The following is a 25,874-nucleotide window of genomic DNA, read 5'->3' as shown; positions in this document are numbered from 1 at the left end:
AGCGGCGCGCACCGCGGGACCGGGGCGGGCGCGGGACCGGGCCGGCCGCCGGCCCCGTTTTGCGGACCCGGGCCCGGGCAGGCGTTCCCGGGGAGACGACGACGGGGGCCATCGTCATCATGGCCGGCGGCGGCCGGGATCGCCGGCCGGCCCCGGTGACCACGGAGTTCGAGGAGGGCTGTCCGCCGGTATGCCCGAGAACAAGGAACGCACGCCGCATCCGGCGCCGGACGCGATGACCGACGTGATGACCGACGCCTCCGAGCCGGGCCTGGCCCGGCTCGCCGAGCAGGCGGCCGCGTGCAACCCCTGGTGCTGCGGTGCCGCGGTGACGGCCATCCCCGTCACCGCGCTCTCCGGGGCGCGGGACCCCGTCGCGGCGTTCTCGGCCGCCCCGCTCCGGACGGCCGTGACGCACCCCGACCTCACCCCCCTGGTGACCGTGCAGTGGGAGACCGGCAAGGGCCCCGTGCCCGCTGTTCTGGAGACCGGCCGGCCGGCCGCGTCGGAGGATCTGCTGCACGACGACCGGTGGCCCCGCTACCGGGCGAGGGCCCTGGAAGCGGGGGTCCGCTCCAGCACCGCGATGCCGTTCCGCCGGGAGAGCCTGCTGGTCGTCCTGACCGTCCACGGCTTCCGCCCCGGCCGGCTCGTGGACCCCGCGAACGGGGTGACCGCGCTCCTCGGGGACCTGGCCACCAGCGAGCTCGTCCGCGGCATCGAGCAGCGTCGGCTGTACGCCGAAATCGACCAGCTCGGCACCGCGCTGCGGGCCCGCCCCGTGGTCGACCAGGCCTGCGGAATCATCATGCACGTCCTGGGCTGCGACGCCGACACGGCCTTCGGCCTGCTCCGGACCATGTCCCAGCGCACCAACCGGAAGCTCTCCGAACTGGCCGCGGCCCTGGTCGGCAGCCGGGGCCGCGGCGCGGAAGCGGAGATCGTACGGCTGGCGGAGGGCCGGCCGCCCGGAGGGCGGCGCGAACGGTCCCCGTCCCGGCCGCGCCCGTAGCCCCCCGCCCCCGGCGTGCCGGGCCCCGTTGCCGACCGGTGGGGATCTGCGAAGGTGGATGAAGAGGGTCGTCACACCGACCGGGCCCGACGGAGGTACCCGATGGAGCCGATGCCACCGGACCCGCGTGGCCCGGCCGCCTTCGGGCCACCGGCCGAGCCCCCGGGGCTGCCCGTCCTGCCCGGACTCGCCGAACGGCTGGCGGCAGCGGCGGGCCGCGGCGCACCGGAACCCCCGGGCGGCGGACCGGCCCTGCTCGACGCCGCCGCCGGCTACTGGTTCCGGCGCGGCCTCGCCGCCGGCCCGGAGCGGCTGCTGGCCGCCGCCGGCCCGCAGCCCCTGCTGCTCGCACTGCTCGCGGCGGCCGGCGGCGACGTCTTCACGGCCCGCCCGTGCGCCCCGTGGCACTCCGCGCAGCCCCTGCTGCTCGGCCGTCCCGCCTACCCGGTGCCCGTCCCCGCCGAGTGCGGGGGTGTGCCCGACCCGTTCGCCCTGCTGGAGACGGTGCGCCGGGTGCGCGGGGAGGGCGGGGAGCCGCGCGTGCTCGTGCTGTCCCCGGCCGACGACCCGACGGGCACCGCCGCGCCTCCCGAACTGCTGCACGAGGTGTGCGAAGCGGCGGCCGGCGCGGGGCTGCTGATCGTCAGCGACGAAACGGACCGCGACGCGCTTCATCCGTCTCCCGTCCCTCCCGCCCCGGACACCGCGGCCGCACCGGAAGGAACACACGCCGGGCGCGGCCGGCCCGTGTACGTCAGTCCGGCCGAGATGCTGCCCGGGCAGGTCGTCGTCCTCACGGGGCTCGGGACCACGCTGCTGCCCCCGGGCTGGCCGGCCGCGACAGCCCGCTTCCCGGCGGGCCCGGACGGGGCGGAGCTGCGCGCCGCCACCCTCGGGGTGCTCTCCGGGATGCGGGCCGAGCCGGGGGCACCGCTGGCCGCCGCCGTCGCCCACGCCCTCACCGAACCGCCCGCCGTCACCGCCCGGCTCCGGGCCGCCGCCCGGCTGCACGGCATCCTCGCCGCCGCCCTGTACCGCACGGTCGTCCGCCACGGGGCGCTGTGCCGCCCGCCGCGCGCCGGCGACCGGATCTACGCCGACCTCGGCCCCCTCGGTGACGCGCTCGCCGCCCGCGGGATCGGCGACTCCGTGGAACTGGAGGACCACCTGACGCGGCGGCTCGGCTTCCCCGTGGCGGGCGGGCACCGGTTCGGGGACCCCCCGGACGCGCTCCGCGTCCGGCTCACCACCGGCCCGCTGCTCCCTCCGGACGAGGCCGGCCGCCTGCGGGCACTCACCGCCGCGGACCCGCTGGACTCGCCGCACGCGGCCCGGTCGCTGACCCTGGTGACGAGGGTCCTCGACGAGTGGAGCGGCCGATGACGGCACCGGGACCCGCGGCCGGCACCGGCCGTGGCACCGGTCGTCGCCGTCCGGGCACGGCCCCGTCCGCCGTCCCGCCCGAACGAGCGGACAGAAGAAGGAACGTTGTCAAGGGAATGGGGCATACGGCAGAGGTGTGACGCCTGGTAGGGAGCGGGCCGCAGGGCACCGCGGAGAGCCATGGGAGCAGCGATGACGGAACGGGAACGGCAGCGGCAGGGGCGCTTCCGCACCGGAATCGGCGCCGGAGCCGCCCTCGGTGCGGACCCGGGGAGCGGGACCGGTCCCGCCACAGCCACGGCTCCCGCGCCCGGCCCGGCGCCCCGCCCCCGTACCGGGCCGCTGCCCGAGCCGCGGCCCCTGGGCGAGGTCCGCAGCTGGCCCCGGTCCTTCGCCGACCGGCTGACCGCACCGCTGCCCGCCGGGGTCGCCGGACTCGCGCGGCTGGCCCGCGAAGGGGTGTCGCGGCCTCCCGCCGGGGCCCTGACGGAGATCTCCGAGCTCCCCGTGGCGCAGGGCCCGCTGCCGGACGCCGGTCCCGGCACGGTCGCCGTGACCTGGGCGGGCCACGCCAGCTGGGTGGTGCGGATAGGCGGGCTCACCGTGCTCACCGACCCCGTGTGGTCCCGCCGCATCCTCGGCACCCCGTCCCGGATCACCCCCGTCGGCGTCCCCTGGGCGGACCTGCCCCCGGTGGACGCCGTCGTCATCAGCCACAACCACTACGACCACCTCGACGGGCCCACCCTGCGCAGGCTCCCGCGCGACACCCACCTGTTCGTGCCGGCCGGGCTCGGCGCCTGGTGCCGGCGCCGCCGCTTCACCCGCGTCACCGAACTCGACTGGTGGGAGGCCGTGGAGCTGCCCGCCGGGGACGGCGGCACCGTCCGCTTCGACTTCGTCCCCGCGCACCACTGGAGCAAGCGCACCCTCACCGACACCTGCCGCTCGCTGTGGGGCGGCTGGGTCCTGACCGACCCGGCGGGCCGGCGCGTGTACTTCGCGGGCGACACCGGGTACGGCCACTGGTTCGCGGAGATCGGCGCCCGGCTGCCCGGGATCGACCTCGCCCTGCTGCCGATCGGCGCCTACGACCCCTCGGACATGCTCCGCGACGTCCACACCGACCCGGAGGAGGCCGTGCAGGCCTGCCTCGACGCGGGTGCGCGGCGCATGGCACCGATGCACTGGGCGACGTTCCTGCTCTCCGCCGAGCCCCCGCTGGAGCCGCTCACCCGGGTCCGCGCCGCGTGGCGGCGCACCGGCCGGCCCCGCGAACAGCTCTGGGACCTGCCGGTCGGCGGATCCCGCCTCCTCCCCGAGGACTGACGGGAGACGCCGCGGGCGCCGCCCGGCCCGGCGGGGGGAACGCCGGCCGGCTCACCAGGCGCCGGTCAGCTCACCAGGCGCCGGCCGGCCTCCCGGACGCGGCGCCAGCCGGCCGGGGCCGCGCTGGTCGCCAGGGCCAGGGCCACCGCCGCCAGCGCCCCCTGCCAGGGCTCGGGGAAAAGCGCTCCGCCGGTGATCCCGATCAGGAGGTAGGCCGCCGCCCAGGCCAGGCTCGCCGGGCCGTCACCCCGCAGGAAGTCCCGCAGCGGGACCTTCGCCAGCAGGCACGCGAGCATCACGGGAATCCGCCCGGCCGGCACCAGCCGGGACACCACGAGCACCGTCACCCCGTGCTCGTCCAGCTTCCGCCGTGCCGCCTCCAGCCGGTCGGGCGCCGCCCGCTCCCGCAGCCGCTCCAGCCAGCGGGAGCCGCTGTCCGAACGCACGCCGCGCAGCCCGAGCCAGTAGAGGAGGGTGTCACCGGCGAAGGCCGCCAGCGCCGCCACGGCGAAGACCAGCGGCAGGGTGAGTCCGGGCAGCCGGTGGTGGAGGGCCACGGCCGCCGCAGAACTCACCAGCGCGCCCGTCGGCACGACCGGCACCAGCGACCCGAGCGCCACCAGCAGGAACAGCGAGGGGTAGCCCACGAAGCTCTGCGGCGACGTCGCCGGCACCCAGCCGAGCAGGTCTCCCACCGCGCCGGGCAGCGCCCGGTGCACGGTCCCGTCGGTCACCGCGCGACCTCCGGCCGCACGCTCTGCCCGTGGTCCAGCCGGTGCACGGCCACCTCCGGGGCGAGCGCCGTCGCGTGCCGGGCGAACTCGTCGCCGGGGGAGTGGAATTCGTGCGGCCGTACGGCGTCCAGGCCGATCGGCCAGAACGTGCCGTAGTGCACCGGCACCGCGGAGCGCGGCGCGAGCCGGGCCACCGCCCGGGCCGCGCGGGAGGCGTCCAGATGGCCGCTGCCCAGATACGGGCCCCAGCCGCCGACCGGCAGCAGCGCCACATCGCAGGGCCCCACCACATCCGCCATCTCGTCGAACAGGCCCGTGTCCCCCGCGAAGTAGGTGGTCGACTCGCCCCGCAGCACATAGCCGAGCGCGGGGGAGCGGCTGGGCCCGTACGGCAGCCGGCGCCCGTCGTGCGCGGCGGGCACGGCCCGTACCGCGAGATCGCCGATCCTCGTCTCGTCACCGGGCGCCACCTCGGTGACGCGCAGCGTCCCGGCCGCCAGCCGGCGCAGGGCGGGCACCGCGGCGAGCGCCCCGCGCGGCACGAGCACCCGGGTGCCCGGCTCCAGCCGGGCCAGCGAGCGCGGGTGCAGGTGGTCGGCGTGCAGATGGGAGACGAGCACGACGTCCGCGACGGCGGCCTCGGGCGGTGGCACCGCGCCCCGGCGGCGGCGCAGATGCGCCAGCCGCTGCACGAGCAGCGGGTCGGTCAGCACCCGCACCCCCGAATCCGTCACCGTCGCGGTGGCATGCCCCCACCATGTGATCTCGACCGGCACCTGCCACCTCCCGGGTCTCGGCCGCCGCGGCGGCGTCTCCCTGCCGAGCGTAGCCGCACGGCCGGGTACGGCGCCGGGTGCGGCGGCCGCCGGGACCGCACCCGGGACCGCACCCGGGATCGCAGCGGCACGGCCGTGCCGCTGCCGCACCGCCCGCCCCGCGGCCGCCCTCGCACCCTCCGGTCGGTACGGTGGGGCGGCCCGGGCGACGGGTGACCAGCAGCCGGAACGCCGCGGCCGTGACGCGCGGATGACAGCGGCCGCGACCACGGCCGCGACCACGGCCGCGGCGGCGGCCGGGCCGGCGTCCGCGACCGGGACGGCGGCGAGAGGCCGCGGGCCCCGCGCGGGGCGGGCACCGGCGGGAAGCGGCCGGAGCACGGTACGGCGGCCATGCGGCACAGCGGCGACGCGAAACGGCGACAAGGAGAGTGACCGTGACCCCAACGACAGTGGCGGTACTGGGCCCGGGCGGCGTCGGAGGACTGGTCGGCGCGCTGCTCGCCCGCGCGGGGCACCGGGTGGTGTGCCTCGCCGGAGCGGAGACCGCCGGGGCACTGCGCGCGGACGGACTGCACGTGACCAGCGGCCGCTTCGGCGCGTTCCGCGTCCCCGTCGAGGCGGACACCGAACTGCGCGAGCCGGTCGGCCTGTTGTTCGTCACCGTCAAGGAGACGGCACTCGCCGGCGCCCTGGAGCGGGTGCCGGCCGCGGCGCTCGGCGGCGGACTGGTGCTGCCGCTGCTCAACGGGGCCGACCACCTCGGCCCGCTGCGCGAGCGCTACCCGGCGGAGCAGGTGGCCGCCGCGACGATCCGCGTCGAGTCCACCCGCGTCGCCCCCGGCCGCATCGAGCACACCAGCCCCTTCGCCGCCGTCGAACTCGCCGGCCGCACCGTGCCCCGCGACCGCCTCGACCACACCGCCGCACTCCTGCGCGAGGCCGGGCTCGGCGCGACCGTACGGGACGACGAGACCGCCCTGCTCTGGGACAAGCTGGTCTTCCTCGCCCCGATGGCGCTGCTCACCACCCGCTACGCGAGCACGGTCGGCGCGGTCCGTGAGCAGCGGCGGACCGAACTGCTCGCCCTGCTCGACGAGATCGGCGCCGTCGCGCGCGCCGCGGGCGCCACCGCGGAGCCGGCGGAGGTCCTCGGCTTCCTGGAGGCCGCCCCCGGCTCCATGAAGTCCTCGATGCAGCGCGACGCCGAGGCGGGCCGGCCCCTGGAGCTCGACGCGATCGGCGGCTCGGTGCTCCGCGCCGCCGATCGCCTCGGCCTGCCGGCCCCGCTCACCGCGGAGATCGTCACGGAGCTGCGGGAGCGCACCGGGCGGTGAGCGGTCTCCCGGTCCGGCGCCCGGCGGATCCCGGCCGTGCCGGGCGCCGCCGGACGCCGGACGCCGGACGGCGCGGTGCGGCGCGGTGCGGCGCGGTGCGGTGCGGTGACCGGTGCGGCCGGTCCGTCCGCGGCCGCCGCCCGGGCGCGCCGTCCTCCTTCCCCGCAGCCCTCCACGCCGCCGGCCGCGCGGACCCGGCCGTCCCGCCCTGACGGCCGGGCGGCCGAACCGGGCGGCCCGGCTCCGCGACCCCGCCCGAGCCCGCCCGTACCGGGCCCCGCGCTGTGACAGGCTGGGACCCGCCCGCACGGCCGCAGGGTGCGGGCACGCCCGGAAGGGGCAGGCGGACCGGCGAGATGGGAACGTGCGTGGTACGAGGCAGATGGCGGGCCGTCGGCGGCGCGGTGTTCCGGGTGCTCGCGGTGTGGGCGGTCAGCACGCTCACCATGCTGATCCTCGCCGGCATCCTGCCGGACTTCCGCATCCAGTCGCCCGGCGGCGACAGCCCGACGACCATCGCACGCACGGCCGCCATCGGCGCCGGCGCCTTCGGCCTGCTGAGCGCGCTGGTCTGGCCGCTGCTGGTGCGGGCGCTGCTGCTGGTGCCGGCGCTCGTCCTCGGCGTCCTGGTGTTCTTCCTCAACGGCTCGATGCTGCTGCTCGCCCTCCGGCTGGTTCCCGACGGCGGAAGCGAGGCCGGGCCGGAGACGGCCGTGGCGGTGGCCGCCATCATGTCCGCCGTCGCCTCCGCCACGAGCACCGCCCTCGCGGTCCGCGACGACGGCGCCTACCGGCGGCGGCTCCGCCGGCTCGCCCACCGGCACCGGCCCGGCCGCCCCCGGCGCGGCGGTGAGGGCGGCTCCCCCGGCCGGCCGGGCACTCTCTTCCTCCAGCTCGACGGGGTGGGCTTCGACGTCCTCAGCGAGGCCGCCGGCCCCCGCACCCTGCCCGGCACCGGCCGGGTGCTGCCGCCCGTCATGGAGACCGTCGCCTCCTGGGTCGAGGGCGGCAGCCACGTGCTGTCGCTGTGGCGCACCGACTGGTCCAGCCAGACCGGCGCCAGCCAGCTCGGCATCCTGCACGGCACCAACCACGACGTCCCCGCCTTCCGCTGGTACGAGAAGGACACCGGCCGCGTCATGGTGTGCTCCTCGCCGCGCAGCGTCGCCGAACTCCAGCGCCGCGCCGTCGAACGCACCGGCGACCGGGGGCTGCTCGCCGAGGACGGAGCCAGCCGCGGCAACCTCTTCGGCGGCGGCGCGCAGCAGCTCGCCCTGGTGCTCTCCGTGGCCGCCCGGCGCGGCCGGGGCACCCGCTCCCGGGCCGGCTACTTCGCGTACTTCTCCGACCCGGCCAACGCCACCCGCACCGCCCTGTCCTACACCGCCGAGGTGTTCCGCGAGCTCGTGCAGTCCGTGCGGGCCCGGATGCGGGGGGACGAGCCGCGCGTCAAGCGGGGCGGGCTCTACCCGTTCATCCGCGCCTTCGCGACCGTCGTGTCCCGGGACGTGGTCGTCGCCGCCGTCATCGGCGACCTGTTCGCCGGGCGCTCGGTGGTCTACGCCGACCTCGTCGCCTACGACGAGGTGGCCCACCACTCGGGCCCGCACAGCCGGGACGCCCAGCAGGTGCTGGCCCGGCTCGACCGCAGCGTCCGGCTCATCGCCAAGGCCGCCGCCCACGCGCCCCGCCCCTACCGCATCGTGCTGCTCTCCGACCACGGGCAGAGCCCCGGCCGGACCTTCGCCGACGCCTTCGGGATCACCCTGGAGGAACTGGTCCGCATCGGCTGCCGGAGCGGCGGCCCGGCCGGCTCCCGGCCGCTGACCGGGCGGCGCGCCGACCGCGAGGTGACCGGCGCCGAGGCGCGGGCGGTGGCCAGGGCCGCGCTGCACCGCGCCGACGAGGAGGAACGGGAGACCCGGCGCGGGCGCGGCACGGGGCCGATCGTGCTCGGCTCCGGCAACCTGGGCCTGATCAGCTTCCCCGAACTGCCCGGCAGGGTCAGCCGGGAGGAGGTCGAACGCCGCCACCCCGCGCTGCTGAGCACGCTGGCCGAGCACCCCGGTATCGGCTTCGTCCTGGTGCGCAGTGAGGAGTACGGGGCGGTGGTCCTGGGCCCGCACGGCGGCGAGCACCGGCTCGACCAGCGCGTCGTCATCGGCCCGGACCCGCTGGCGCCCTTCGGCCCGGAGGCCGAGGACGCGGTCCGGCGCACCGACGCCTTCCCGCACGCCGCGGACATCATGGTCAACTCCGCCTACGACCCGACGACCGGACGGGTGCACGCCTTCGAGGCCCAGATCGGCTCGCACGGCGGCCTCGGCGGAGCCCAGGGCCACGCCTTCCTGCTCCGGCCCGCCGAGCTGTCGCCGCCGGTCCCGGAGGGCGAGATCCTCACCGGCGCGGAGGCGCTGCACCGGGTACTGCGCCGCTGGCTGGCCGAGACCGGCGAGGCCGGGGCGGGTGCGGCGGGGACGCCTCCGGCAGGGACGGGGGCGCCCGGATCCGGCGCCGGTGCGAGCCGGGTCCGTGCGGCCGGTTCCGGGACGGACGCGGCCGGGACGGGGCCCGGGGCCGGAGTCCGGGACACCGGCGCGCCGGGGCGCGGCGCCCCCGGGACGCCGCTGCCGCCCCCGGCGGACGGCCCGGGCGAACGCGTCGGCTGACGCGGCCACCGGCCACCGCTGCCGTCACCGCTGCCGCAGCCGCCGGCCACGCGGTCCGGGCGACGGGAGCGGCGGCCCGCCCCGAGCGGCCCGCCGACGCGCGCGGGTGGCGATGCGCCGAGCCGGCCGGTGGTGGCCCTGCCGGATTCCCCGGTGACGAGAGGGGGGAGCGTGCCCGGGGGAGCCACCCCCGCGGTGCCGGGCTCCCGGCGCCCGCCGGCCCTCGGCCCGGTGCGCGGGCGGGGCCCGTGGGGTGCGACACCCTGGAGCGCGAGGCGCGGGGAGACACCGGGCTCGGGGGCGCGGGCCTCAGGGCGCCGCCGACCGCAGGTAGGCTCCGGTCTCACCGTCGGCCGGCAGCAGCGTCTCGATGGCCAGCTCCGAAACGGTCACGTCCATGGGGGTGTTGAAGGTCGCGATGGCCGAGACGAACGAGAGCACCCGCCCGCCGTGCTCCAGCCGCATCGGCAGCGCGACCGGTTCCCGCTCGCCGGCGGCGGCCGATCCGGGGGCGGCGGAACCCGCGGCAGCGGATCCGGCCGGGGAAGAGGCGGCGGAGACGGCCGCGGCCGCCGGGCCGGGCGCTCCGGGCGCGGGCGGTGCCGGATAGCCGCGCAGCTCCTCGTACAGCGCGCGCAGCGGCGCGGAGCGGACCAGCGGCAGCTGCCGCTCCAGCCGGGACAGCAGATGGCCGCGCCACTCGGCGTAGTTCCGGATGCGCGGGGCCAGGCCGTCCGGGTGGAGCGCGATGCGCAGGGCGTTCAGCGGGGGCTGCAGCAGCGGGGCGGCGACGCCCTCCAGCAGCGCGGCCAGCCCGCGGTTGGCGGCGACCACCGTGTACTGGCCGTCGACCACGAACGCCGGATACGGCTCGTAGCCCGCGAGCAGCCGCTCCAGCTCCGCGCGGAGCGGCTCCAGCGCCGGGTCGTCCAGCGGCCGCTCCGGGAACCGCGGGGCGTAACCGGCAGCCACCAGCAGGGCGTTGCGTTCCCGCACGGGGACGTCGAGCCGCTCCGCCAGCCGCAGCAGCAGCTCCCGGCTCGGCCGGGACCGGCCGGTCTCGATGAAGCTGATGTGCCGGGCCGAGGAGTCCGCGCGCAGCGCCAGCTCCAGCTGGCTGATCCGGCGCAGCTCACGCCAGCCCCGCAGCAGCGCCCCCGCGTCGTTCCGGGTGGGTGTTCCGGTGTCCCCCGCATGCGTCGTCATGCCGTCCGACGGTAGCCGAGGAGAGTGACAGCGCCCCGGGGCCGTGGCGCGCGGTGGACGCGGCGTGCCACGGTGGCAGGCCGAGGAACGGTATCCGACGGAGGGAAGACCCGTGGCACCCCAACCGCTCTCGCCCCAGGAGATCCGGGACGCTCTCACCGAGCTGCCGGGCTGGTCGTCCACCGGCGACCGCCTGGAGCGCACGTACACCTTCGCGGGCCATCTGGCCGCGGCGGCGATCGTCACCGAGATCGCCCGGGTCCAGGAGAGCCTGAACCACCACGCCGACCTGACGCTCAGCTACGACAAGCTGACGGTGTCGGTGAACACCCACAGCGCGGGCGGGAAGGTGACCGAACTGGACACCGAACTGGCCCACCGCATCGAGCAGATCGCGGTGGAACACCGGGTGGCCTGACGATCCGGGCCCGGCCGGGCCGTACCGCCGCCGCGGCCGTCCCGGCCGCGCCCGGACGGCCTCAGGCGCCCCCGGCGACCCGTCGGGGCCGTGGACGGGCGGAGCACCCGGACGGCCGGGCGCCTGGACGGAACCGGGCAGCCGCGGGGCCGGACGGTGGCCGCGGCCGGGCACCCCCGAGAAGGCACCGGGCCGGACGCGAACCGGCCGGGCCCGGCGCCGGATCGCGGGATGGCCGGCTGCTCCGCTCCGGCCCCCCTGTGGCCCGTCCCGCTCCGTCCCGCTCCGTCCCGGTCCGGCCCGTCCCGGCGGGGGCCGGGGATCAGACCGCCGGGAGTTCCATCAGCGCCAGGGGGTCGGTGGTCGGCTGCGGTGAACCGCCCGCCGGTTCCACCGTGATGCCCACGCCGCCGGCCTCGCCGACCCGGCCCTCCATCAGTACCGCCCCCGCCGCGGAGCCGGTGTCCTCCCCGGCCGCGAGCGTGAGCAGGCCGGCGGAGCGCATCGTCCCGCCGTCGTCGAACCACAGCTGGTACACCTTGCCGCCCGGCAGTGCCGGCAGCCCCGAGGCGAGGAACGCCGCCCGGTCCTCGGAGCGCGACACCACGACCGTCCCCTCGGCGCCGTCACCGAGCGACGCCGAACCGGTGCGGGCGTCCGGCGCCGTCAGGACCCGGGCCAGCTGCTCCGAGCGCCGCTCCGCGGCCTGCGCCTCGGCCCGGGCGTCGCGCGCCTCCTGCCGCTGCCACACGGCCACTCCGCCGAGCCCGCCGGCCAGGACGGCGAGGCACGCCGCCAGGACGAAGTACGAGGTCCCGCGCGAGCCGCGCCGTCCGCCGCCGGCCGCACGGGTGCGTCCGCCGCCGTCCTCTCCGCCTCCGCCGTCCGGCCGGGCACCGCGCGGTCCGGCGCTGTGCGTCCGGGCACCGTGCGGCGGGGAGCCCTCCGGCCGTGCCGGCCGGGGCACACCCGGCGGGTCCTGACGGACGGAGGCGATCCGGGCCAGCACCTGGTCCCGCATCTCCGGGGGCGGCTCCACCGACACGGCCGACCCCAGCCGTCCGGCGGTCGCGGACAGCTCCAGGACCTCCTGTTCGCAGGCCGGGCAGACCGCCAAGTGCCGCTCGAACCGCGCCCGTTCGTCCTCCGGCAGTGCGTGCAGGGCGTAGGCGCCGGTGAGGGTGTGCAGATCGGAGCCGTCCCCGGCCCCGGAGCCCTCGCCCTCACCGGCCCCGCCGAACCCGCCCGGTCCGCCGTACCGGCCGCCCCCGCCGAACCCGCCCGGTCCGCCCGGTCCGTCAGCGCCTCCCGGCCACCCGCCGGGGCCGGCGGGCCAGCCGGTGCCGGCCGGCCCGCCGGGACCCGGCCGGCCGCGGTCCCCGCGGCCTCTGCGCCTGCTCACACCGTCACCCCCAGGCAGTCGCGCAGCCGGATGAGCCCGTCGCGCATGCGTGTCTTCACGGTGCCCAGCGGGGCTCCCAGCAACTCGGCGACCTCGCGGTAGGTGAGGCCGCGGTAGTAGGCGAGCGTCACCGCGTGCCGCTGCAGCTCGGTCAGGCCGCGCAGACAGCGCCGCACCTGCTCGCGCTCCAGCCGGGCCTCGACCTGCTCGGTCACCTCGTCGAACGCCGGAGTCCGGTCCAGCAGCGCCGCCCGGTGCTCCCGGTCGGAACTGGCCTGCACGGACCGCACCCGGTCCACCGCGCGCCGGTGCGCGAGGGTCATCACCCAGGCCATGGCACTGCCACGGTCCGGCCGGAAGCGGGCCGCGCCGCGCCATATCTCCACCAGCACCTCCTGAGTGACCTCCTCGGACTGCGCGGGGTCGCGCAGCACACGGCGCACCAGACCGAGCACCGGTCCGGCCACCACGTCGTACACCGCCCCGAAGGCCTCCTGGTCGCCTCGCGCGACCCGGCCCAGCAGGGCCCCGAGATCGGGGCCGGGGGCGGAGACCTCGCCCATGAAGACGGCTTCTCTCACGCCGCGGCACCTCCGGTTCTCCGGCGCCGGGACCCGGACGCCGGCGGGGCGCCGGGCCCGGGGCGGCCGGTGCGGGCTGACGTCATGTCGACCTCCAGAGAGCAGGGGCCGGCCGGGGGAAGTACCGGCCGTCGTGCCGTCGTGCCGCCGTGGTGCGCGCGGCGGGGCGGGCGCGGGGACGGGCGGGGGGACCGGGTGCGGATACCCGGCCCCGTCCGTCATTCGGAGCCGGACGCCGCGCGGATGGGCCGGAAAGCCGGAGAACCGCGGGACCGGCCGGGCACCCCGCGCCCGCGCCCGCGCCCGGGCCGGGGCCGGCGCGGCCGGGGCCCCCGCGCTGCCGTGGCAGCGGCCGGGCACCGGCGGCCGCGGGCAGGAATCTGATGACCGGACAGCGCATGCAGGACAGTACGGAGACGGCGGGCGATGTACTCGGTCGTCCGCCGGACCGGTCCGCCCGGTTTCCGTGACCTCTCGCGCTGCGGCAGCGGCGGGCCCGCGGCGCACGCGTGCCGGAACGGAGGAGAAGCACGCCGTGCCGGACCGTTCCGGGTGCGTGCCCGCGCCCGCGCCCGAGCGGGCTGGTCGGCAGCGGCGGTGCGAGACCTCTCCCAGGATGGGAGCCACCGGGAGCCACCGGGAGCCACCGAGGGGCCGCCGGGACCGCCGGGACCGCGGGGGCCCGCCCCTGCGACGGCAGGCAGGGCCGCCGGGACCGGACCCGGACGGCGCGGCCCGGCCGGGCGGCCGTTCGGGTCCAAGCGGGGCCGGCGGGCCGGCCGGGACGGTAGAACGCCCGGCCGGCGGGTACCGCGTGGGCGTGATCCTTTCCGTCGAGCTCCTCCCGCAGTCCTGGCTGCGCGATGCCGTGGAGCTGCTGGTCCGCCTGGTGGAGGCGGCCGGTGCCCTGGTCATCTTCACCGGCGCCGTCTGGGCCTTCGCCCGTTTCATGACGGCTCTGGTCCGGCGGGGCGGCCGGTCGCGGGGGTTCAACCGGATCCGGCTGACCCTGGGCCGGTTCCTCGCGCTCGGCCTGGAGTTCCAGCTCGCCGGTGACGTGCTGCGGACGGCGGTGGCGCCCAGCTTCACCGAGATCGGGCAGCTCGCCGCGATCGCCGCCATCCGGACCGCGCTCAACTTCTTCCTCGCCCGGGAGATCGCGCATGAGCGCGCGGAGATCGAACGCGGCGACGATCTGCCGGAGGGCACGGAGCAGACCGGGCCGCCCTCCGCGGGGGCACGCGGGTGACGGGCTCCCTGCTGGAGACGGCCGCGCTGCTGGTCACCGCGGCCGGTCTGCTCTCCGCCGCCGCCGCTTGGGCGGGCACCCGCAGGCCGCGTCTCGCCCTGCAGGTGCTGCTGGACTTCCTCACCGCGGCCGGCCTGCTGCGGCTGTCCCACGACCTGTCCTGGGACAGCATCCTGGTCGTGGCCGCCGTGATCGCGGTGCGGAAGATCGCCATGTTCGGCCTGGCGCCCTCCGCGCTGCCGCCGGCCCCGGAGCGGGAGCACGGGCGGGGGCGGCGCTAAGCGGTCAGCCCCGGGAAACCGCCGTGGCGGGCCAGCTCTTCGAGCTCGTCCAGGGCCGCGGCCGCCCGTTCGGCCGCGTTCGGGTCGCGTTCGGCGAGGCCGCTCGCGGCGAATTCGTCCTCGTCGAGGCGGAGGACGAGGCGGCCGTCGGCCGACCGCCACAGGTCGAGGTCGAGGTCGGCGACGACGAGGGTGCCGCCGTCCTCGTCCGTCACCCGCGCCGGCCGGGTCACGTCGCAGTACCAGCCCTTCAGCGTGCCGTCCGCCGCCCGTACCTCCTTGACCGCGTACCAGCGGTCGCGCCAGAAGTACTCGGTGAACACGTCGCCCGCCTCGAACCGGACGAAGCCGAAGTCGCGCACCGCCGCGCCCGCCCAGGGCGCCCGGACGACGACCCGTGTGCCGTCGTCCTCCACCACGGTCGCCGGGTACCGCACGTCCGGCCGGGGCGACTTCACCAGCCGTACGGTCACCCGGGAGCCGGCCGCCAGCGGGCCCCGGGCGCCGGCTCCGTGCCGGCCCGCGGCCGTCGCGCCCGGCTCCCTGCCCGGCTCCCCGTCCGCGCCGGCCCGCCGGCCGGCCGCCGGGCCCGGGGGGGCGCTCCGGGAACCGGCCCGGGGTGTTCCGCCAGGGGGTGCCGTCATGGTGTGTCCGCTCCGTCCGCCGTGGTTGCCGCCCCGGAGCCGCGCCCCGCGGGCCGTGCGCGCCGGGGGGGCGGGCTCACCCGCCACCGCCGCCCGGCGCGGGCCATTCTGTCCCCGCGGCGGGCACGGCGGCCAGCGGTTTCCGTCCGGCCGCCCCGCGCCGGGCTCAGACCGTGGCCGCCCCGGCCGCCCCGACGGCCGTGCCGGAGACGGTCCCGGCCGCCGGGGGGCCGCCCGCCGTTCCGGCGCCGGGCTCGTCGAACTGGGTGCGGTACAGCTCCTCGTAGCGGCCGCCCCGGGCCAGCAGTTGTTCGTGGGTGCCGCGTTCGGCGATCCGGCCGTCCTCGACGACGAGGATCTCGTCCGCCGCCCGTACCGTCGACAGCCGGTGCGCGATGACCACGGCCGTCCGCCCGGACAGCGCCTCGGCCAGGGCCTCCTGCACCGCCGCCTCCGAGGTGGAGTCCAGATGCGCGGTGGCCTCGTCCAGGACGACCACCCGCTGCCGGGCCAGCAGCAGCCGGGCGATGGTCAGCCGCTGGCGTTCGCCGCCGGAGAGCCGGTAGCCGCGCTCGCCGACGATGGTGTCCAGGCCGTCGGGGAGTTCGGCGACCAGCCCGTCGAGCCGGGCGCGGCGCAGCACCTCCCACAGCTCCTCCTCGCCGGCCTCCGGGCGGGCCAGCAGCAGGTTGGCCCGCACCGACTCGTGGAAGAGATGCCCGTCCTGGGTGACGAGGCCGACCGTCTCCCGCACCGACTCGGCCGTCAGGTCCCGGATGTCCGTGCCGGAGAGCCGCACCGCCCCGCTGTCCACGTCGTACAGCCGGGGCAGCAGCTGCGCGATGGTGGACTTGCCGGCGCCCGAGGAGCCGACGAGCGCGACCATGCGGCCGGGCTCCACGCGGAACGACACCTCGTGCAGCACCTCGGTGCCGCCCCGGGTGTCGAGCACGGCGACCTCCTCCAGGGAGGCCAGGGACACCCTGTCCGCCGACGGGTAGCCGAAGGACACCCGGGCGAACTCCACGGACACCGGTCCGTCCGGCACCCGCACCGCGTCCGGCTTCTCCTCGATGAGCGGCTTCAGGTCCAGCACCTCGAAGACCCGCTCGAAGCTCACCATGGCGCTCATCACCTCGACCCGGGCCCCGGCCAGGGCGGTCAGCGGGGCGTAGAGCCGGGTGAGCAGCAGGGCCAGCGCGACGACGGCGCCCGGCTCCAGGCTGCCGCGCAGTGCGTAGAAGCCGCCGAGGCCGTAGACGAGGGCCAGGGCGAGGGCGGAGACCAGGGTGAGGGCCGTGATGAAGACCGTCTGGGTCATGGCGGTGCGGATGCCGATGTCCCGTACCCGGCGGGCCCGGGCGGCGAATTCGGCCGACTCCTCCGCGGGCCGCCCGAAGAGCTTCACGAGGGTCGCGCCGGGCGCGGAGAAGCGTTCCGTCATCTGCGTGCTCATCTCGGAGTTGTACCGCGCGGCCTCCCGCCGCAGCCGGGCCAGCCGCGCGCCCATGCGGCGCGCGGGCAGCACGAACACCGGCAGCAGGAGCAGCGCGAGCAGGGTGATCCGCCAGGAGAGGCCGACCATCACCGCCAGGGTGAGCGCCAGGGTGACGAGATTGCCGACGACCCCGGAGAGGGTGTCGCTGAAGGCGCGCTGCGCGCCGATGACGTCGTTGTTGAGCCGGCTCACCAGGGCGCCGGTGCGGGTGCGGGTGAAGAAGGCGACGGGCATCCGCTGCACATGGTCGAAGACGGCCGCGCGCAGGTCCAGGATGAGCCCCTCGCCGATGCCCGCGGAGAGCCGGCGGGCCAGCAGCCCGAGCCCGGCCTCGGCCACCGCGATCACGGCGATGAGCACGGCCAGCGAGGTGACGGTGCCCACGGGCGCGCTCTTCACGATGGAGTCGACGACGCGCCCGGCGAGTACGGGCGTGGCGACGGCCAGGGCCGCCGTGACGACGCTCAGCAGCAGGAACCAGGCCAGCCGCGTGCGGTGGGGGCGGGCGAAGGCGCCGATGCGGCGGACGGTGGCCCGGGAGAAGGGCCGCCCGTCGTCCTTGCGGGTGGCGTTGGCGGCATGGTGGAGCGAGGTCCACGCGGTGACTTCCATGTCCATGGCCGCAACCGTAGAAGCTCAAGCCGACATGAGGTCAACGGCTGGTGCGGAGGACGGGCCGTCGCCGGGCGCGGACGCGGGGGTTCCGCCGCCCCGCCGCCGCCCCGCGGCGGGGCGGCGGCGCGGCCGCGTTGCCGGAGGCGTCCGGGGGTGCCGCCGGCCGGGCAGCGGATCAGACGAAGTCGGCCGCGGCCGGGTCGGGGCCCAGGCGCCTGGTGGAGTCCAGGCCGGCGAGGGCCGCCATGTCGTCCTCGTCCAGCTCGAAGCCGAAGACGTCGAAGTTCTCCCTGATCCGGGCCGGTGTCGCGGACTTGGGGATCACCACATGGCCGAGCCGCAGATGCCAGCGGAGCACGATCTGCGCGGGGGTGCGGTCGTGCCGCGCCGCGAGCCGGGTGATGACGGGCTCGTCGAGCAGGCCCTTGCCCTGGCCGAGCGGGGACCACGCCTCGGTGGCGATGCCGTGCTCGGCGTGGAAGGCGCGGGATCCGGCTTGCTGGAACCAGGGGTGCAGTTCGATCTGGTTGACGGCGGGCACGACGGACGTCTCGTCCATCAGCCGGGTGAGGTGCTCGGGCAGGAAGTTGGAGACGCCGATCGCCCGGGCGCGGCCGTCCTCCCGGATCTTCTCCAGGGCGCGGTAGGTCTCGACGTAGCGGTCGCGCCGGGGCAGCGGCCAGTGGACGAGATACAGGTCCACGTAGTCCAGGCCGAGCTTCTCCAGCGAGGTGTCGAAGGCGCGCAGCGTGGCGTCGTATCCCTGGTCGCTGTTCCAGACCTTCGTGGTGACGAAGACGTCCTCGCGGGGGAGGCCGGAGCGGGTGATGCCCGCGCCGGTGCCGGCCTCGTTGCCGTAGACGGCCGCGGTGTCGATGCTGCGGTAGCCCGCTTCGAGCGCGGCCGTCACGGCGGCGGCGGCCTCGTCGTCCGGGATCTGCCAGACGCCGTAGCCGAGCTGGGGCATGCGGACGCCGTTGTTGAGGGTGACTGAGGGGACGTGGCTCACAGGCGGTCGGTCCTTCGCGTCGTCGTGCGGTCGGTCGTGGTGCGGTCGGTCGTGGTGCGGTCCTTCGGATACCGCGGTGCTACGGCGGCTCCTGCCCCTGATCGGACGTTCGATGACGGCCGCGTATTCCGCGTTCCGGTAAGGATATTCCGCGAGTCCCCGTTCCCGGGGCAGGCCGGGCGCGGGAACGGCGGAGCTCCCGGGGCCGTTTCCGCGCCGGGCTCACCCGCGGTACAGGGCTTCGATCTCGCCGGCGTAGGCGGACTCGATGGCCTTGCGCTTGAGCTTCATCGAGGGCGTGAGCAGCCCGTGTTCCTCGGAGAACTGGGCGGCCAGGATGCGGAAGGTGCGGATCGACTCGGCCTTCGACACCATGGTGTTGGCGGCCACGACCGCGCGGCGGATCTCGGTCTCCAGCTCCTTGTCCCGCACCAGTTCGGAGGCCGGGAGCCGCGGTTTGCCGCGCATCTTCAGCCAGTGGTCCACCGCCTCCGGGTCCAGGGTGACGAGCGCGGCGACGTAGGGCCGGTCGTTGCCGACGACGATGCACTGGGCGATCAGCGGGTGCAGGCGGACCCGCTCCTCCAGCGGGGCGGGCGAGACGCTCTTGCCGCCCGAGGTCACCAGGATCTCCTTCTTCCGCCCGGTGATGGTGAGGTAGCCCTCCTCGTCGAGCGCGCCGAGGTCCCCGGTGGCCAGCCAGCCGTCGCGCAGGGTCTCGTGCGTCGCCTTGGGCTCGTTGAGGTAGCCGCCGAAGACGTTCGGTCCGTACAGCCAGATCTCGCCGTCCTCCGCGATGTGCACGGACGTGCCGGGGATGGGCGGGCCGACGGTGCCGTAGCGGGTGCGCTCCGGGGGGTTGGCGGTGGCGGCGGCGGTCGACTCGGTCAGTCCGTAGCCCTCGTAGACGGTGACGCCGGCGCCCGCGAAGAACAGCCCGAGCCGGCGCTCCATCGCCGAACCGCCCGACATGGCGTGCCGGATGCGGCCGCCCATGGCCGCGCGCAGCTTGCCGTAGACCAGCTTGTCGAAGAGCTGGTGCTGGAGCCGCAGGCCGGCGCCGGGCCCGGAACCGTTCCCGAAGGCCCGGTCCTCCTGTGCCTCGGCGTAGCGCACCGCGATCTCCACCGCCCTGTCGAAGGGCCCCACCCTGCCCTCGCCCTCCGCCTTCCGCCGGGCCGCGTGGAAGATCTTCTCGAAGACGTACGGCACGGCGAGGATGAACGTGGGCCGGAACACGGCCAGGTCGGGGAGGAGTTCGCTCGCCGCGAGGTTCGGCTGGTGGCCCAGTTTCACGCCGTGCCGGATCGCCGCGACCTCCACCATCCGGCCGAAGACGTGGGAGATCGGCAGGAAGAGCAGCGTGGACGGCTCGTCGCCGGGCCGGGAGTGGAAGACCGGCTCCCAGCGGGTCACCATCGTGTCCGTCTCGAAGAGGAAGTTGGCGTGGGTCAGCACACAGCCCTTGGGGCGGCCGGTGGTGCCGGAGGTGTAGATCACCGTGGCGGGCGACTCCGGGGTGACGGCGCGCCGGTGCCGGTGCACCACGTCGTCCTCGATGTGCGCGCCGGCGGCGGTGAGCCGCCCGACGGCGTCGGCGTTGAGCTGCCACAGCCGGCCCATCCGCGGCAGCCGGTCGATCACGGAGCCGACCGTCATGGCGTGGTCCTCGTGCTCGACGATGCAGGCCGAGACGTCCGCGTCGTGGAGGATCCACAGCACCTGCTCGGCGGAGGAGGTCGGGTAGATCGGGATGGGCTGGGCGCCGATGCTCCACAGGGCGAAGTCGAAGAGGGTCCACTCGTAGCGGGTGCGGGACATGATGGCGACGCGGTCGGCGAAGCGGATGCCCTGGGCTATCAGCCCTTTGGCGAGCGCCAGCACCTCGTCCCGGAACTCCGCCGCGGTGACGTCCCGCCACACCCCGTCCGGCTTGCGGCCCAGGACGACCTTGTCCGGTTCCCGGGCGGCGCGGTCGAAGACGGCGTCGGCCAGGCCGCCGGCCTGGGGGGCCGCCGTGACGGCGGGGGTGGAGATGTCGTGCAACGCATCGCTCCTCGGGACTTCGCACAGCGCGGTGACGGTACCCGATGGATCCCGATCGGCGTGAGGCGCGCACCGCGACCGTAGGGTGCGGTAAATGTGCAGGTCAGGTGGGGGAATGGCGGAGCCGTGCGCTGACCTCGGCCGATTGCTGACCCGGGGGTAAGGTCGCCGTGCGCCGTCTCCACGCAATCCCCGCCGGTCCCGCACCGTTGCTTCACGGGGGGCGCCGCGCGGTGTGCCGCGCCAGGAGGAGTATGCCCCCATGGGGCGCGGGGCAGCCGTCTCCGTCCCCGGTGCCGTTCCTCACACGGTGACCCGCTCCGCGCCCGCGTAGACGTTCATCGACGCGCCGCGGAGGAAGCCGACGAGGGTCAGCCCGGCCTCCTCGGCGAGGTCCACGGCGAGGGAGGACGGCGCGGAGACGGCCGCCAGCACGGGAATCCCGGCCATCACCGCCTTCTGCGCCAGCTCGAACGAGGCCCGCCCGGAGACCAGCAGCACGCACCGCGACAGCGGCAGCCGCCCGTCCTGCAGCGCCCGCCCCACCAGCTTGTCGACGGCGTTGTGCCGGCCGACGTCCTCCCGCAGGTCCAGCAACTCGCCCTCGGGCGAGAACAGCCCGGCCGCGTGCAGCCCGCCCGTCCGGTCGAACACCCGCTGGGCGGCGCGCAGCCGCTCCGGCAGGGCGGCCAGCACCGCGGGCGTGACGCGGACCGGCGGCTCGTCGGCGACCGGCCAGCGGGCCGTGGTCCGCACGGCGTCCAGGCTGGCCTTGCCGCAGAGCCCGCAGGAGGAGGTCGTATAGACGTTGCGCTCCAGCGTGATGGAGGGCAGCGGCACCCCCGCGGCGAGCCGGACGTCCACCACGTTGTACGTGTTGCCGCCGTCACCGGTGGCCCCGGCGCAGTAGGCGATGCCGGCCAGTTCCTCCGCCCGCCCCAGGACGCCCTCGCTGACCAGGAACCCCGCGGCGAGCGCGAAGTCGTCGCCGGGGGTGCGCATGGTGATCGCGAGCGGCCTGCCGCCCAGCCGGATCTCCAGGGGTTCCTCCGCGACGAGCGTGTCGGGGCGCGCGCTCACCGCGCCGTCCCGGATCCGTACCACCCGCCGCCGTTCGGTGACCCGGCCCATGTGTGCGTCTCCCGCCTGCGCGTCCGTCCTGACGGCCACCGTATGCCCCGGATCGGCGGCGCCGCGCACGGTACGGGAACGGGGGCGGGGCGGGAACCGGGGCGGGGCCGGAACCGGGGCGGCAGCCCCCGGCTCCGGATGCGGGGCGGGGACGCCTCTGCCTAGCCTGGGGAAAGGCGCGGCCGGCTCTGCCGGCGGCCCGCCGGCCCGGCCCCGCACCGCCGCCGTACGCGGCCCATGCCCGGGAGGCAGCCATGAACCAGGCTTCACACACCACGGCGCGCGCGCACTCCTCCGCCACCCGCGCCACCACGGGACCCGGCGGGCCCGCGGTCTTCGCGGGTGCCGTCCTGCTGATCGCCGGGATCCTCGGTGTCCTGCAGGGGATCGCGGCCATCGCGAACGACGACGTCTTCGCCGAGGTCGGCGACTACGTCTTCGAGGTCGACCTGACCGGCTGGGGCTGGCTCCACCTGGCGCTCGGCGTGCTGGTGGCCTTCACCGGCTACGGTGTGGTGCAGGGGGCGTCCTGGGCGCGCTACACCGCCATCGTCCTCGTCGCGCTGCATCTGGTCGCCAACTTCCTGTGGCTTCCGTACATCCCGGTCTGGGCGATCGTCCTCATCGGGATCGACCTGGTCGTCCTGTGGGCGCTGAGCGCGTGGACGCCGGAGAGCGAACTCACCCCCTGAGGCCGCGGCGGGTCCGCCGGAACGGTCCGGGGCGGGGGCCGCGCCGCGGCTCCGTTCGTTCCGCGCCGTCTCCCGCCCGCGGACGGACGGCTCACAGCGCCGGGACGGCGACGGACGGCGTGGCACCGGGAGCCACCGCCTGTTCCGCCCAGATGACCTTGCCGTCCGCCGTGTAGCGGGTGCCCCACCGGCGGGCGAGCTGCGCGACGATCAGCAGCCCCCGGCCGCCCTCGTCGGTGGTCCGGGCGTGGCGCAGCCGGGGGGAGGTGCTGCTGGTGTCCGAGACCTCGCAGATCAGGGCGCGTTCCCGGATCAGGCGCAGCGTGATGGGCCCGCTGCCGTGGCGGATGGCGTTGGTGACCAGCTCGCTGACGATCAGCTCGGTGGTGAAGAGCAGCTCGTCCATGTCCCATTCCGCCAGCTGCCGGGTGACGAAGGTGCGCGCCTCGGAGACGACGGCGGGGTCGCAGGGCAGTTCCCGGGAGGCGACCCGGGTCGAGTCCAGCACCCGGGCCCGGGCGAGGAGGAGGGCGGCGTCGTCGGAGGGCGGGCCGTCCAGCAGGGCCTCCATCACCCGGTCGCCGGTCTCCTCCAGGTCCGGCCGTGCGGAGGCCAGCGCCCGGCACAGCCGGGACAGCCCGGCGTCGATGTCCAGGTCGTGCGCCCGGACGAGGCCGTCGGTGTAGAGCGCGATCAGGCTGCCCTCCTCCAGGGTGTAGTCGGCCGACTCGAAGGGCAGGGCCCCGAGGCCCAGCGGTGGTCCGGCGGGCAGGTCCAGCACCTCGGCGGTGCCTCCCGGGCGGACGACCACCGGCGGGAGATGACCGGCACGGGCCAGCGTGCACCGGCCGCCGACCGGGTCGTAGACGGCGTAGAGGCAGGTGGCGCCGAGGAAGGTGGCGGCCACGTTCTCCTTGTCCGCGGCCGGTCGTTTCTCCGCGTAGTCCGTGTCGGGTCCCATCAGGTCGCCCACGAGGTCGTCCAGATGGGCGAGGAGTTCGTCCGGCGGGAGGTCCAGGTTGGCGAGGGTGCGGACGGCGGTGCGCAGCCGCCCCATCGTGGTGGCGGCGTTGATGCCGTGGCCGACCACGTCCCCGACGGTCAGCGCGACCCGCGCCCCGGAGAGCGGGATCACGTCGAACCAGTCGCCGCCCACACCGCTGGGCGCGTCGGCCGGGAGATAGCGCGACGCCACCTCCAGGGCGGAGCCGCCGGTCAGCCCGTGCGGCAGCAGGGAGCGCTGCATGGTCTGGGCCGCGGTGCGCTCCCGGGTGTAGCGGCGGGCGTTGTCGACGCTCACCGCGGCACGGGAGACGAGCTCCTCGGCCAGCCGGACGTCGTCCTCCTCGAAGGCCCCCAGGCGCCGGGACCGGAGGAACACGGCCGCTCCCAGGAAGACGCCGCGGGCCCGCATCGGCACGGCCATCACCGCGTGCGGGCCCCCGGGGGCGCCGGCGAGGGCCTTCAGGGCCGGATCGCCCGCCACCCAGGGCCGGCCGGCGAGGCCGGGGTCCGTCTCCACGAGGGTCCTGCCCCGCAGCAGGCAGCGTGCCGCGGGGGAGTCGGGGGAGCCGGGGGAGACGGGGGAGACGGAGGCGCTCCCGCCCGCGGCCGGTTCCGCCTCCCGGGGCCCGCCCGCAGGCTTCTGGCCCGCCCGCCGCAGGGCGGGGGTGCCGGCGACGGCGCCGGGGGCGGGCTCCTCCCCCCGCACCACCGACTCCAGCAGGTCGACGGCGACGAAGTCGGCGAGGGACGGCACGGTGTCGTCCGCCAGTTCCTGGGCGGTCAGCGTCACGTCGAGGGTGCTGCCGATCCGGGCGCTGGCGTCGTTCAGCAGGGCCAGGCGCTGTTTGGCCTTCCAGCGGTCGGTGACGTCGATGACCATGTACCAGATCCCGACGCGCTGGCCGTGCCGGTTCTCCATGCCGAAGATGGAGACCGAGTACGCCCGCTCCTGGCGCGGATCCGTGAAGCCGGGGCCGCCGAACTCGTAGTCCAGCACCGGTTCCCCGGTGGCCAGCACGGTCCGCATGCGCTCCTCCAGCGCCTCCGCCTGCCGCTGCGGCAGGATGTCCGTCACCCGCCGTCCCAGCCGCCGCTCCAGCGGGGCCATGCGTTCCAGCACCTTGTTCACCCAGACGTACCGCAGATCGCTGTCGACCACGGCCATGCCGATCGGCGCCTGGCCGAGGGACGGCTCCAGCATCAGCTGGTTCACCCCGCCGCCCGGCAGCCGCCAGAAGGCGCGCTGCGGGGGGCGGCCGGCCCAGCGGCCGAAGAGCAGCGCGGCGGCGGTGGCGGCCAGGACGCCGGGGACCATCTCGTAGACGCCGGACTCCAGCGGGCCGAGGAGCGGGTTGATGCGCTCCCAGAGGAGGACGACGGCCGCGCCCGTCACGATGCCCGCCATGGCCCCCGCCCAGGTCATGCGCGGCCAGTACAGGGAGAGGAGGACGACGGGGCCGAAGGAGGCGCCGAAGCCCGCCCAGGCGTGGGCCACGATGTCCAGTACGCCGCCGCCCTCGAGCGCGATGACCCAGGCGATCAGCGTCACCGCCACCACGGCGCTGCGGCCCGCCCACACCAGGGCCCGGTCCGAGGCGCGGCGGCTGAGGAAGGCGTGGTAGAAGTCCTCGGTGAGGGCGACGGAGGACACGAGCAGCTGGCTGTCCGCGGTCGACATGATCGCGGCGAGGACGGCGATCAGCATGAACCCGGCGATCCACGGGGTGAACAGGTCCTCCGCCAGGGCGATGAACACCGTCTCGGGGTTGCCGAGCGGCTCGTCGAGGACGGCGATGCCCGCCAGGCCGGTGAGCGACGCGCCCGTGAGCACGACGAGCACCCAGAGGGTGCCGATGCGCCGGGCCGCCGGGACGGCGCGGATGCTGCGGATGCCCATGAAACGGGCGAGGATGTGCGGCTGGCCGAAGTAGCCGAGCCCCCAGGCGAGCAGGGAGACGATCGCGACGGCGCCGAGCGGCCGGCCCGCTGACCACTGGCCGTCGGAGTAGCTCGCCCGGGACCCCATCTCCAGGAGTGAGTCCGTCCTGAGGCCGAGCTCGTCGCCCAGCGCCCCGAACCCGCCCAGCAGCGCGATGGCGGTCACCGGCAGGACGACCAGGGTGAGAGCCATCAGCGTGCCCTGCACCACGTGCGTCAGGCTCACGGCGAGGAAGCCGCCGAGGCAGGAGTAGACGACGATGACCAGGGCGGTCAGCGTCACCCCGAGTCCGAAGGCGACGTCGAAGACCTGCTCGAAGAGGAGCCCGCCGGCGACCAGTCCGCCGGCCACGTAGAGGGTGAAGAACACGACGGTGACGGCGGCCGTGACGATCCGGAGCATCCTGGTGCGGTCCTCGAACCGTTCCTCCAGGTAGGCCGACAGGCTCACCGCGTTGCCGGCCCGCTCGGTGTAGGTGCGCAGCCGCGGGGCGACGAACAGCCAGTTGAGGTAGGTGCCGACCGCCAGGCCGACGGCGATCCAGGTGGCGCCGACACCGGCGGCGTACACGGCTCCGGGGAGGGCCAGGAACAGCCAGCCGGACATGTCGCTGGCCCCGGCGGACAGGGCGGCGACCAGCGGGCGGAGCCGGCGGCTGCCGAGGGCGAAGTCGGCGAAGGTGTGGATGCGGGGGTAGGCCCAGAGGCCCACGGCGATCACGGCGACCAGATAGACCGCGACGACGGTCACGACCGGTGCGCTCGGATTGAACATGTCCTCACCTGTGAGGCCTGGTGGACTTGGGTGCCTCCCCGTGGGCGGCGCCGCGGCCCGCGGGGACAACCAAGGGATGGGAGCAGATTAGCTTATTTACTGGTCTTTGATGGCTTTAGCTCGGTATACGGCTTTTCCCCTGAA

The 25,874-nt window shown here is 76.2% G+C and carries 20 protein-coding genes; 9 read left to right on the top strand and 11 right to left on the bottom strand.

Features of this window, described 5'->3' with window-relative positions; translation table 11 throughout:
* Positions 1-190: 190 nt before the first annotated feature.
* The 3 genes from KBZ10_RS21960 (at position 191) to KBZ10_RS21950 (ending at position 3,724) form a co-directional block, all read left to right on the top strand.
* Positions 191-1,012: an ANTAR domain-containing response regulator gene (locus tag KBZ10_RS21960; RefSeq protein ID WP_247702764.1), complete on the top strand. Its 822-nt coding sequence runs from the start codon at positions 191-193 to the stop codon at positions 1,010-1,012.
* A 102-nt stretch (positions 1,013-1,114) separates the two neighbouring features.
* Entirely contained in the window at positions 1,115-2,395 is a 1,281-nt protein-coding gene (locus tag KBZ10_RS21955; protein ID WP_210989398.1) for an aminotransferase class I/II-fold pyridoxal phosphate-dependent enzyme, read from the top strand.
* A gap of 180 nt (positions 2,396-2,575) precedes the next feature.
* Complete coding sequence (locus tag KBZ10_RS21950; protein WP_247702763.1) at positions 2,576-3,724, top strand: MBL fold metallo-hydrolase; 1,149 nt, start codon at positions 2,576-2,578, stop codon at positions 3,722-3,724.
* A 65-nt stretch (positions 3,725-3,789) separates the two neighbouring features.
* On the opposite strand, the gene KBZ10_RS21945 is transcribed toward KBZ10_RS21950, so the two are convergent.
* Together KBZ10_RS21945 and KBZ10_RS21940 are read right to left on the bottom strand one after the other, a co-directional pair.
* Positions 3,790-4,431, bottom strand: coding sequence for a DedA family protein (locus tag KBZ10_RS21945; RefSeq protein WP_374223399.1), 642 nt, complete (start codon positions 4,429-4,431; stop codon positions 3,790-3,792).
* 23 nt (positions 4,432-4,454) lie between these two features.
* Positions 4,455-5,234, bottom strand: coding sequence for an MBL fold metallo-hydrolase (locus KBZ10_RS21940; RefSeq protein ID WP_210989397.1), 780 nt, complete (start codon positions 5,232-5,234; stop codon positions 4,455-4,457).
* A 437-nt stretch (positions 5,235-5,671) separates the two neighbouring features.
* Here KBZ10_RS21940 and KBZ10_RS21935 point away from each other — a divergent pair, with 437 nt between their 5' ends.
* Positions 5,672-6,571, top strand: a complete 900-nt coding sequence (locus KBZ10_RS21935; protein ID WP_307847551.1) for a 2-dehydropantoate 2-reductase — start codon at positions 5,672-5,674, stop codon at positions 6,569-6,571.
* A gap of 356 nt (positions 6,572-6,927) precedes the next feature.
* Positions 6,928-9,240: a phage holin family protein gene (locus KBZ10_RS21930; protein ID WP_210989396.1), complete on the top strand. Its 2,313-nt coding sequence runs from the start codon at positions 6,928-6,930 to the stop codon at positions 9,238-9,240.
* A 309-nt stretch (positions 9,241-9,549) separates the two neighbouring features.
* Here KBZ10_RS21930 and KBZ10_RS21925 read toward each other — a convergent pair whose 3' ends face one another.
* Entirely contained in the window at positions 9,550-10,446 is an 897-nt protein-coding gene (locus tag KBZ10_RS21925) for a helix-turn-helix domain-containing protein (protein WP_210989395.1), read from the bottom strand.
* A 112-nt stretch (positions 10,447-10,558) separates the two neighbouring features.
* Between KBZ10_RS21925 and KBZ10_RS21920 the strand changes: the two genes are divergently transcribed.
* Positions 10,559-10,864 (top strand): 4a-hydroxytetrahydrobiopterin dehydratase, encoded by a 306-nt coding sequence (locus tag KBZ10_RS21920; RefSeq protein ID WP_210989394.1) that lies wholly within the window; start codon positions 10,559-10,561, stop codon positions 10,862-10,864.
* Between the two features lie 322 nt (positions 10,865-11,186).
* Here the strand turns inward: KBZ10_RS21920 and KBZ10_RS21915 are convergent, their stop codons facing one another.
* Entirely contained in the window at positions 11,187-12,053 is an 867-nt protein-coding gene (locus tag KBZ10_RS21915) for an anti-sigma factor domain-containing protein (RefSeq protein ID WP_210989430.1), read from the bottom strand.
* Between the two features lie 209 nt (positions 12,054-12,262).
* A complete protein-coding gene (locus KBZ10_RS21910) occupies positions 12,263-12,829 on the bottom strand; it encodes a sigma-70 family RNA polymerase sigma factor (protein WP_210989429.1) in 567 nt (188 codons plus the stop codon).
* A gap of 838 nt (positions 12,830-13,667) precedes the next feature.
* On the opposite strand from KBZ10_RS21910, the gene KBZ10_RS29680 reads away from it, so the two are divergent.
* A complete protein-coding gene (locus tag KBZ10_RS29680; protein ID WP_307847547.1) occupies positions 13,668-14,096 on the top strand; it encodes a DUF1622 domain-containing protein in 429 nt (142 codons plus the stop codon).
* A complete protein-coding gene (locus tag KBZ10_RS21900; protein ID WP_210989392.1) occupies positions 14,093-14,377 on the top strand; it encodes a hypothetical protein in 285 nt (94 codons plus the stop codon). Before KBZ10_RS29680 ends, KBZ10_RS21900 begins: the two co-directional genes overlap by 4 nt.
* On the opposite strand, the gene KBZ10_RS21895 is transcribed toward KBZ10_RS21900, so the two are convergent.
* The 5 genes from KBZ10_RS21895 to fdhD form a co-directional block, all read right to left on the bottom strand.
* On the bottom strand, positions 14,374-14,835 hold the full coding sequence (locus KBZ10_RS21895) for a DUF402 domain-containing protein (protein WP_307847546.1): 462 nt from the start codon (positions 14,833-14,835) through the stop codon (positions 14,374-14,376). The two genes, KBZ10_RS21900 and KBZ10_RS21895, sit on opposite strands and share 4 nt — an antisense overlap.
* Before the next feature lie 352 nt (positions 14,836-15,187).
* Complete coding sequence (locus tag KBZ10_RS21890; RefSeq protein ID WP_210989390.1) at positions 15,188-17,137, bottom strand: ABC transporter ATP-binding protein; 1,950 nt, start codon at positions 17,135-17,137, stop codon at positions 15,188-15,190.
* 172 nt (positions 17,138-17,309) lie between these two features.
* Positions 17,310-18,143 carry an aldo/keto reductase gene (locus KBZ10_RS21885; protein ID WP_307847545.1) on the bottom strand — a complete coding sequence of 278 codons (834 nt, stop codon included), beginning with the start codon at positions 18,141-18,143 and terminating at the stop codon, positions 17,310-17,312.
* Positions 18,144-18,365: 222 nt separating this feature from the next.
* Positions 18,366-20,189 (bottom strand): long-chain fatty acid--CoA ligase, encoded by a 1,824-nt coding sequence (locus KBZ10_RS21880; protein ID WP_210989389.1) that lies wholly within the window; start codon positions 20,187-20,189, stop codon positions 18,366-18,368.
* 303 nt (positions 20,190-20,492) lie between these two features.
* Entirely contained in the window at positions 20,493-21,320 is an 828-nt protein-coding gene (fdhD, locus tag KBZ10_RS21875; RefSeq protein ID WP_210989388.1) for a formate dehydrogenase accessory sulfurtransferase FdhD, read from the bottom strand.
* A gap of 254 nt (positions 21,321-21,574) precedes the next feature.
* Between fdhD and KBZ10_RS21870 the strand changes: the two genes are divergently transcribed.
* Positions 21,575-22,012 (top strand): hypothetical protein, encoded by a 438-nt coding sequence (locus KBZ10_RS21870; RefSeq protein ID WP_247702762.1) that lies wholly within the window; start codon positions 21,575-21,577, stop codon positions 22,010-22,012.
* 91 nt (positions 22,013-22,103) lie between these two features.
* On the opposite strand, the gene putP is transcribed toward KBZ10_RS21870, so the two are convergent.
* Positions 22,104-25,730 (bottom strand): sodium/proline symporter PutP, encoded by a 3,627-nt coding sequence (gene putP, locus KBZ10_RS30365; RefSeq protein WP_210989387.1) that lies wholly within the window; start codon positions 25,728-25,730, stop codon positions 22,104-22,106.
* Between the last annotated feature and the right edge of the window lie 144 nt (positions 25,731-25,874).

Origin of the sequence: Streptomyces sp. F63, from assembly GCF_018070345.1 — a bacterium.
In the GTDB taxonomy this organism is placed as follows: Bacteria; Actinomycetota; Actinomycetes; order Streptomycetales; family Streptomycetaceae; genus Streptomyces.
This window is presented reverse-complemented; position numbering and strand designations above follow the sequence as displayed.

Coding starts and splice junctions, on each gene's coding strand:
- fdhD (WP_210989388.1), bottom strand. CDS start 21,320: ATGGGCCGGGTCACCGAACGGCGGCGGGTGGTACGGATCCGGGACGGC.
- KBZ10_RS21925 (WP_210989395.1), bottom strand. CDS start 10,446: ATGACGACGCATGCGGGGGACACCGGAACACCCACCCGGAACGACGCG.
- KBZ10_RS21890 (WP_210989390.1), bottom strand. CDS start 17,137: ATGGACATGGAAGTCACCGCGTGGACCTCGCTCCACCATGCCGCCAAC.
- KBZ10_RS21950 (WP_247702763.1), top strand. CDS start 2,576: ATGGGAGCAGCGATGACGGAACGGGAACGGCAGCGGCAGGGGCGCTTC.
- KBZ10_RS21960 (WP_247702764.1), top strand. CDS start 191: ATGCCCGAGAACAAGGAACGCACGCCGCATCCGGCGCCGGACGCGATG.
- putP (WP_210989387.1), bottom strand. CDS start 25,730: ATGTTCAATCCGAGCGCACCGGTCGTGACCGTCGTCGCGGTCTATCTG.
- KBZ10_RS21870 (WP_247702762.1), top strand. CDS start 21,575: ATGAACCAGGCTTCACACACCACGGCGCGCGCGCACTCCTCCGCCACC.
- KBZ10_RS21910 (WP_210989429.1), bottom strand. CDS start 12,829: ATGGGCGAGGTCTCCGCCCCCGGCCCCGATCTCGGGGCCCTGCTGGGC.
- KBZ10_RS21930 (WP_210989396.1), top strand. CDS start 6,928: ATGGGAACGTGCGTGGTACGAGGCAGATGGCGGGCCGTCGGCGGCGCG.
- KBZ10_RS21955 (WP_210989398.1), top strand. CDS start 1,115: ATGGAGCCGATGCCACCGGACCCGCGTGGCCCGGCCGCCTTCGGGCCA.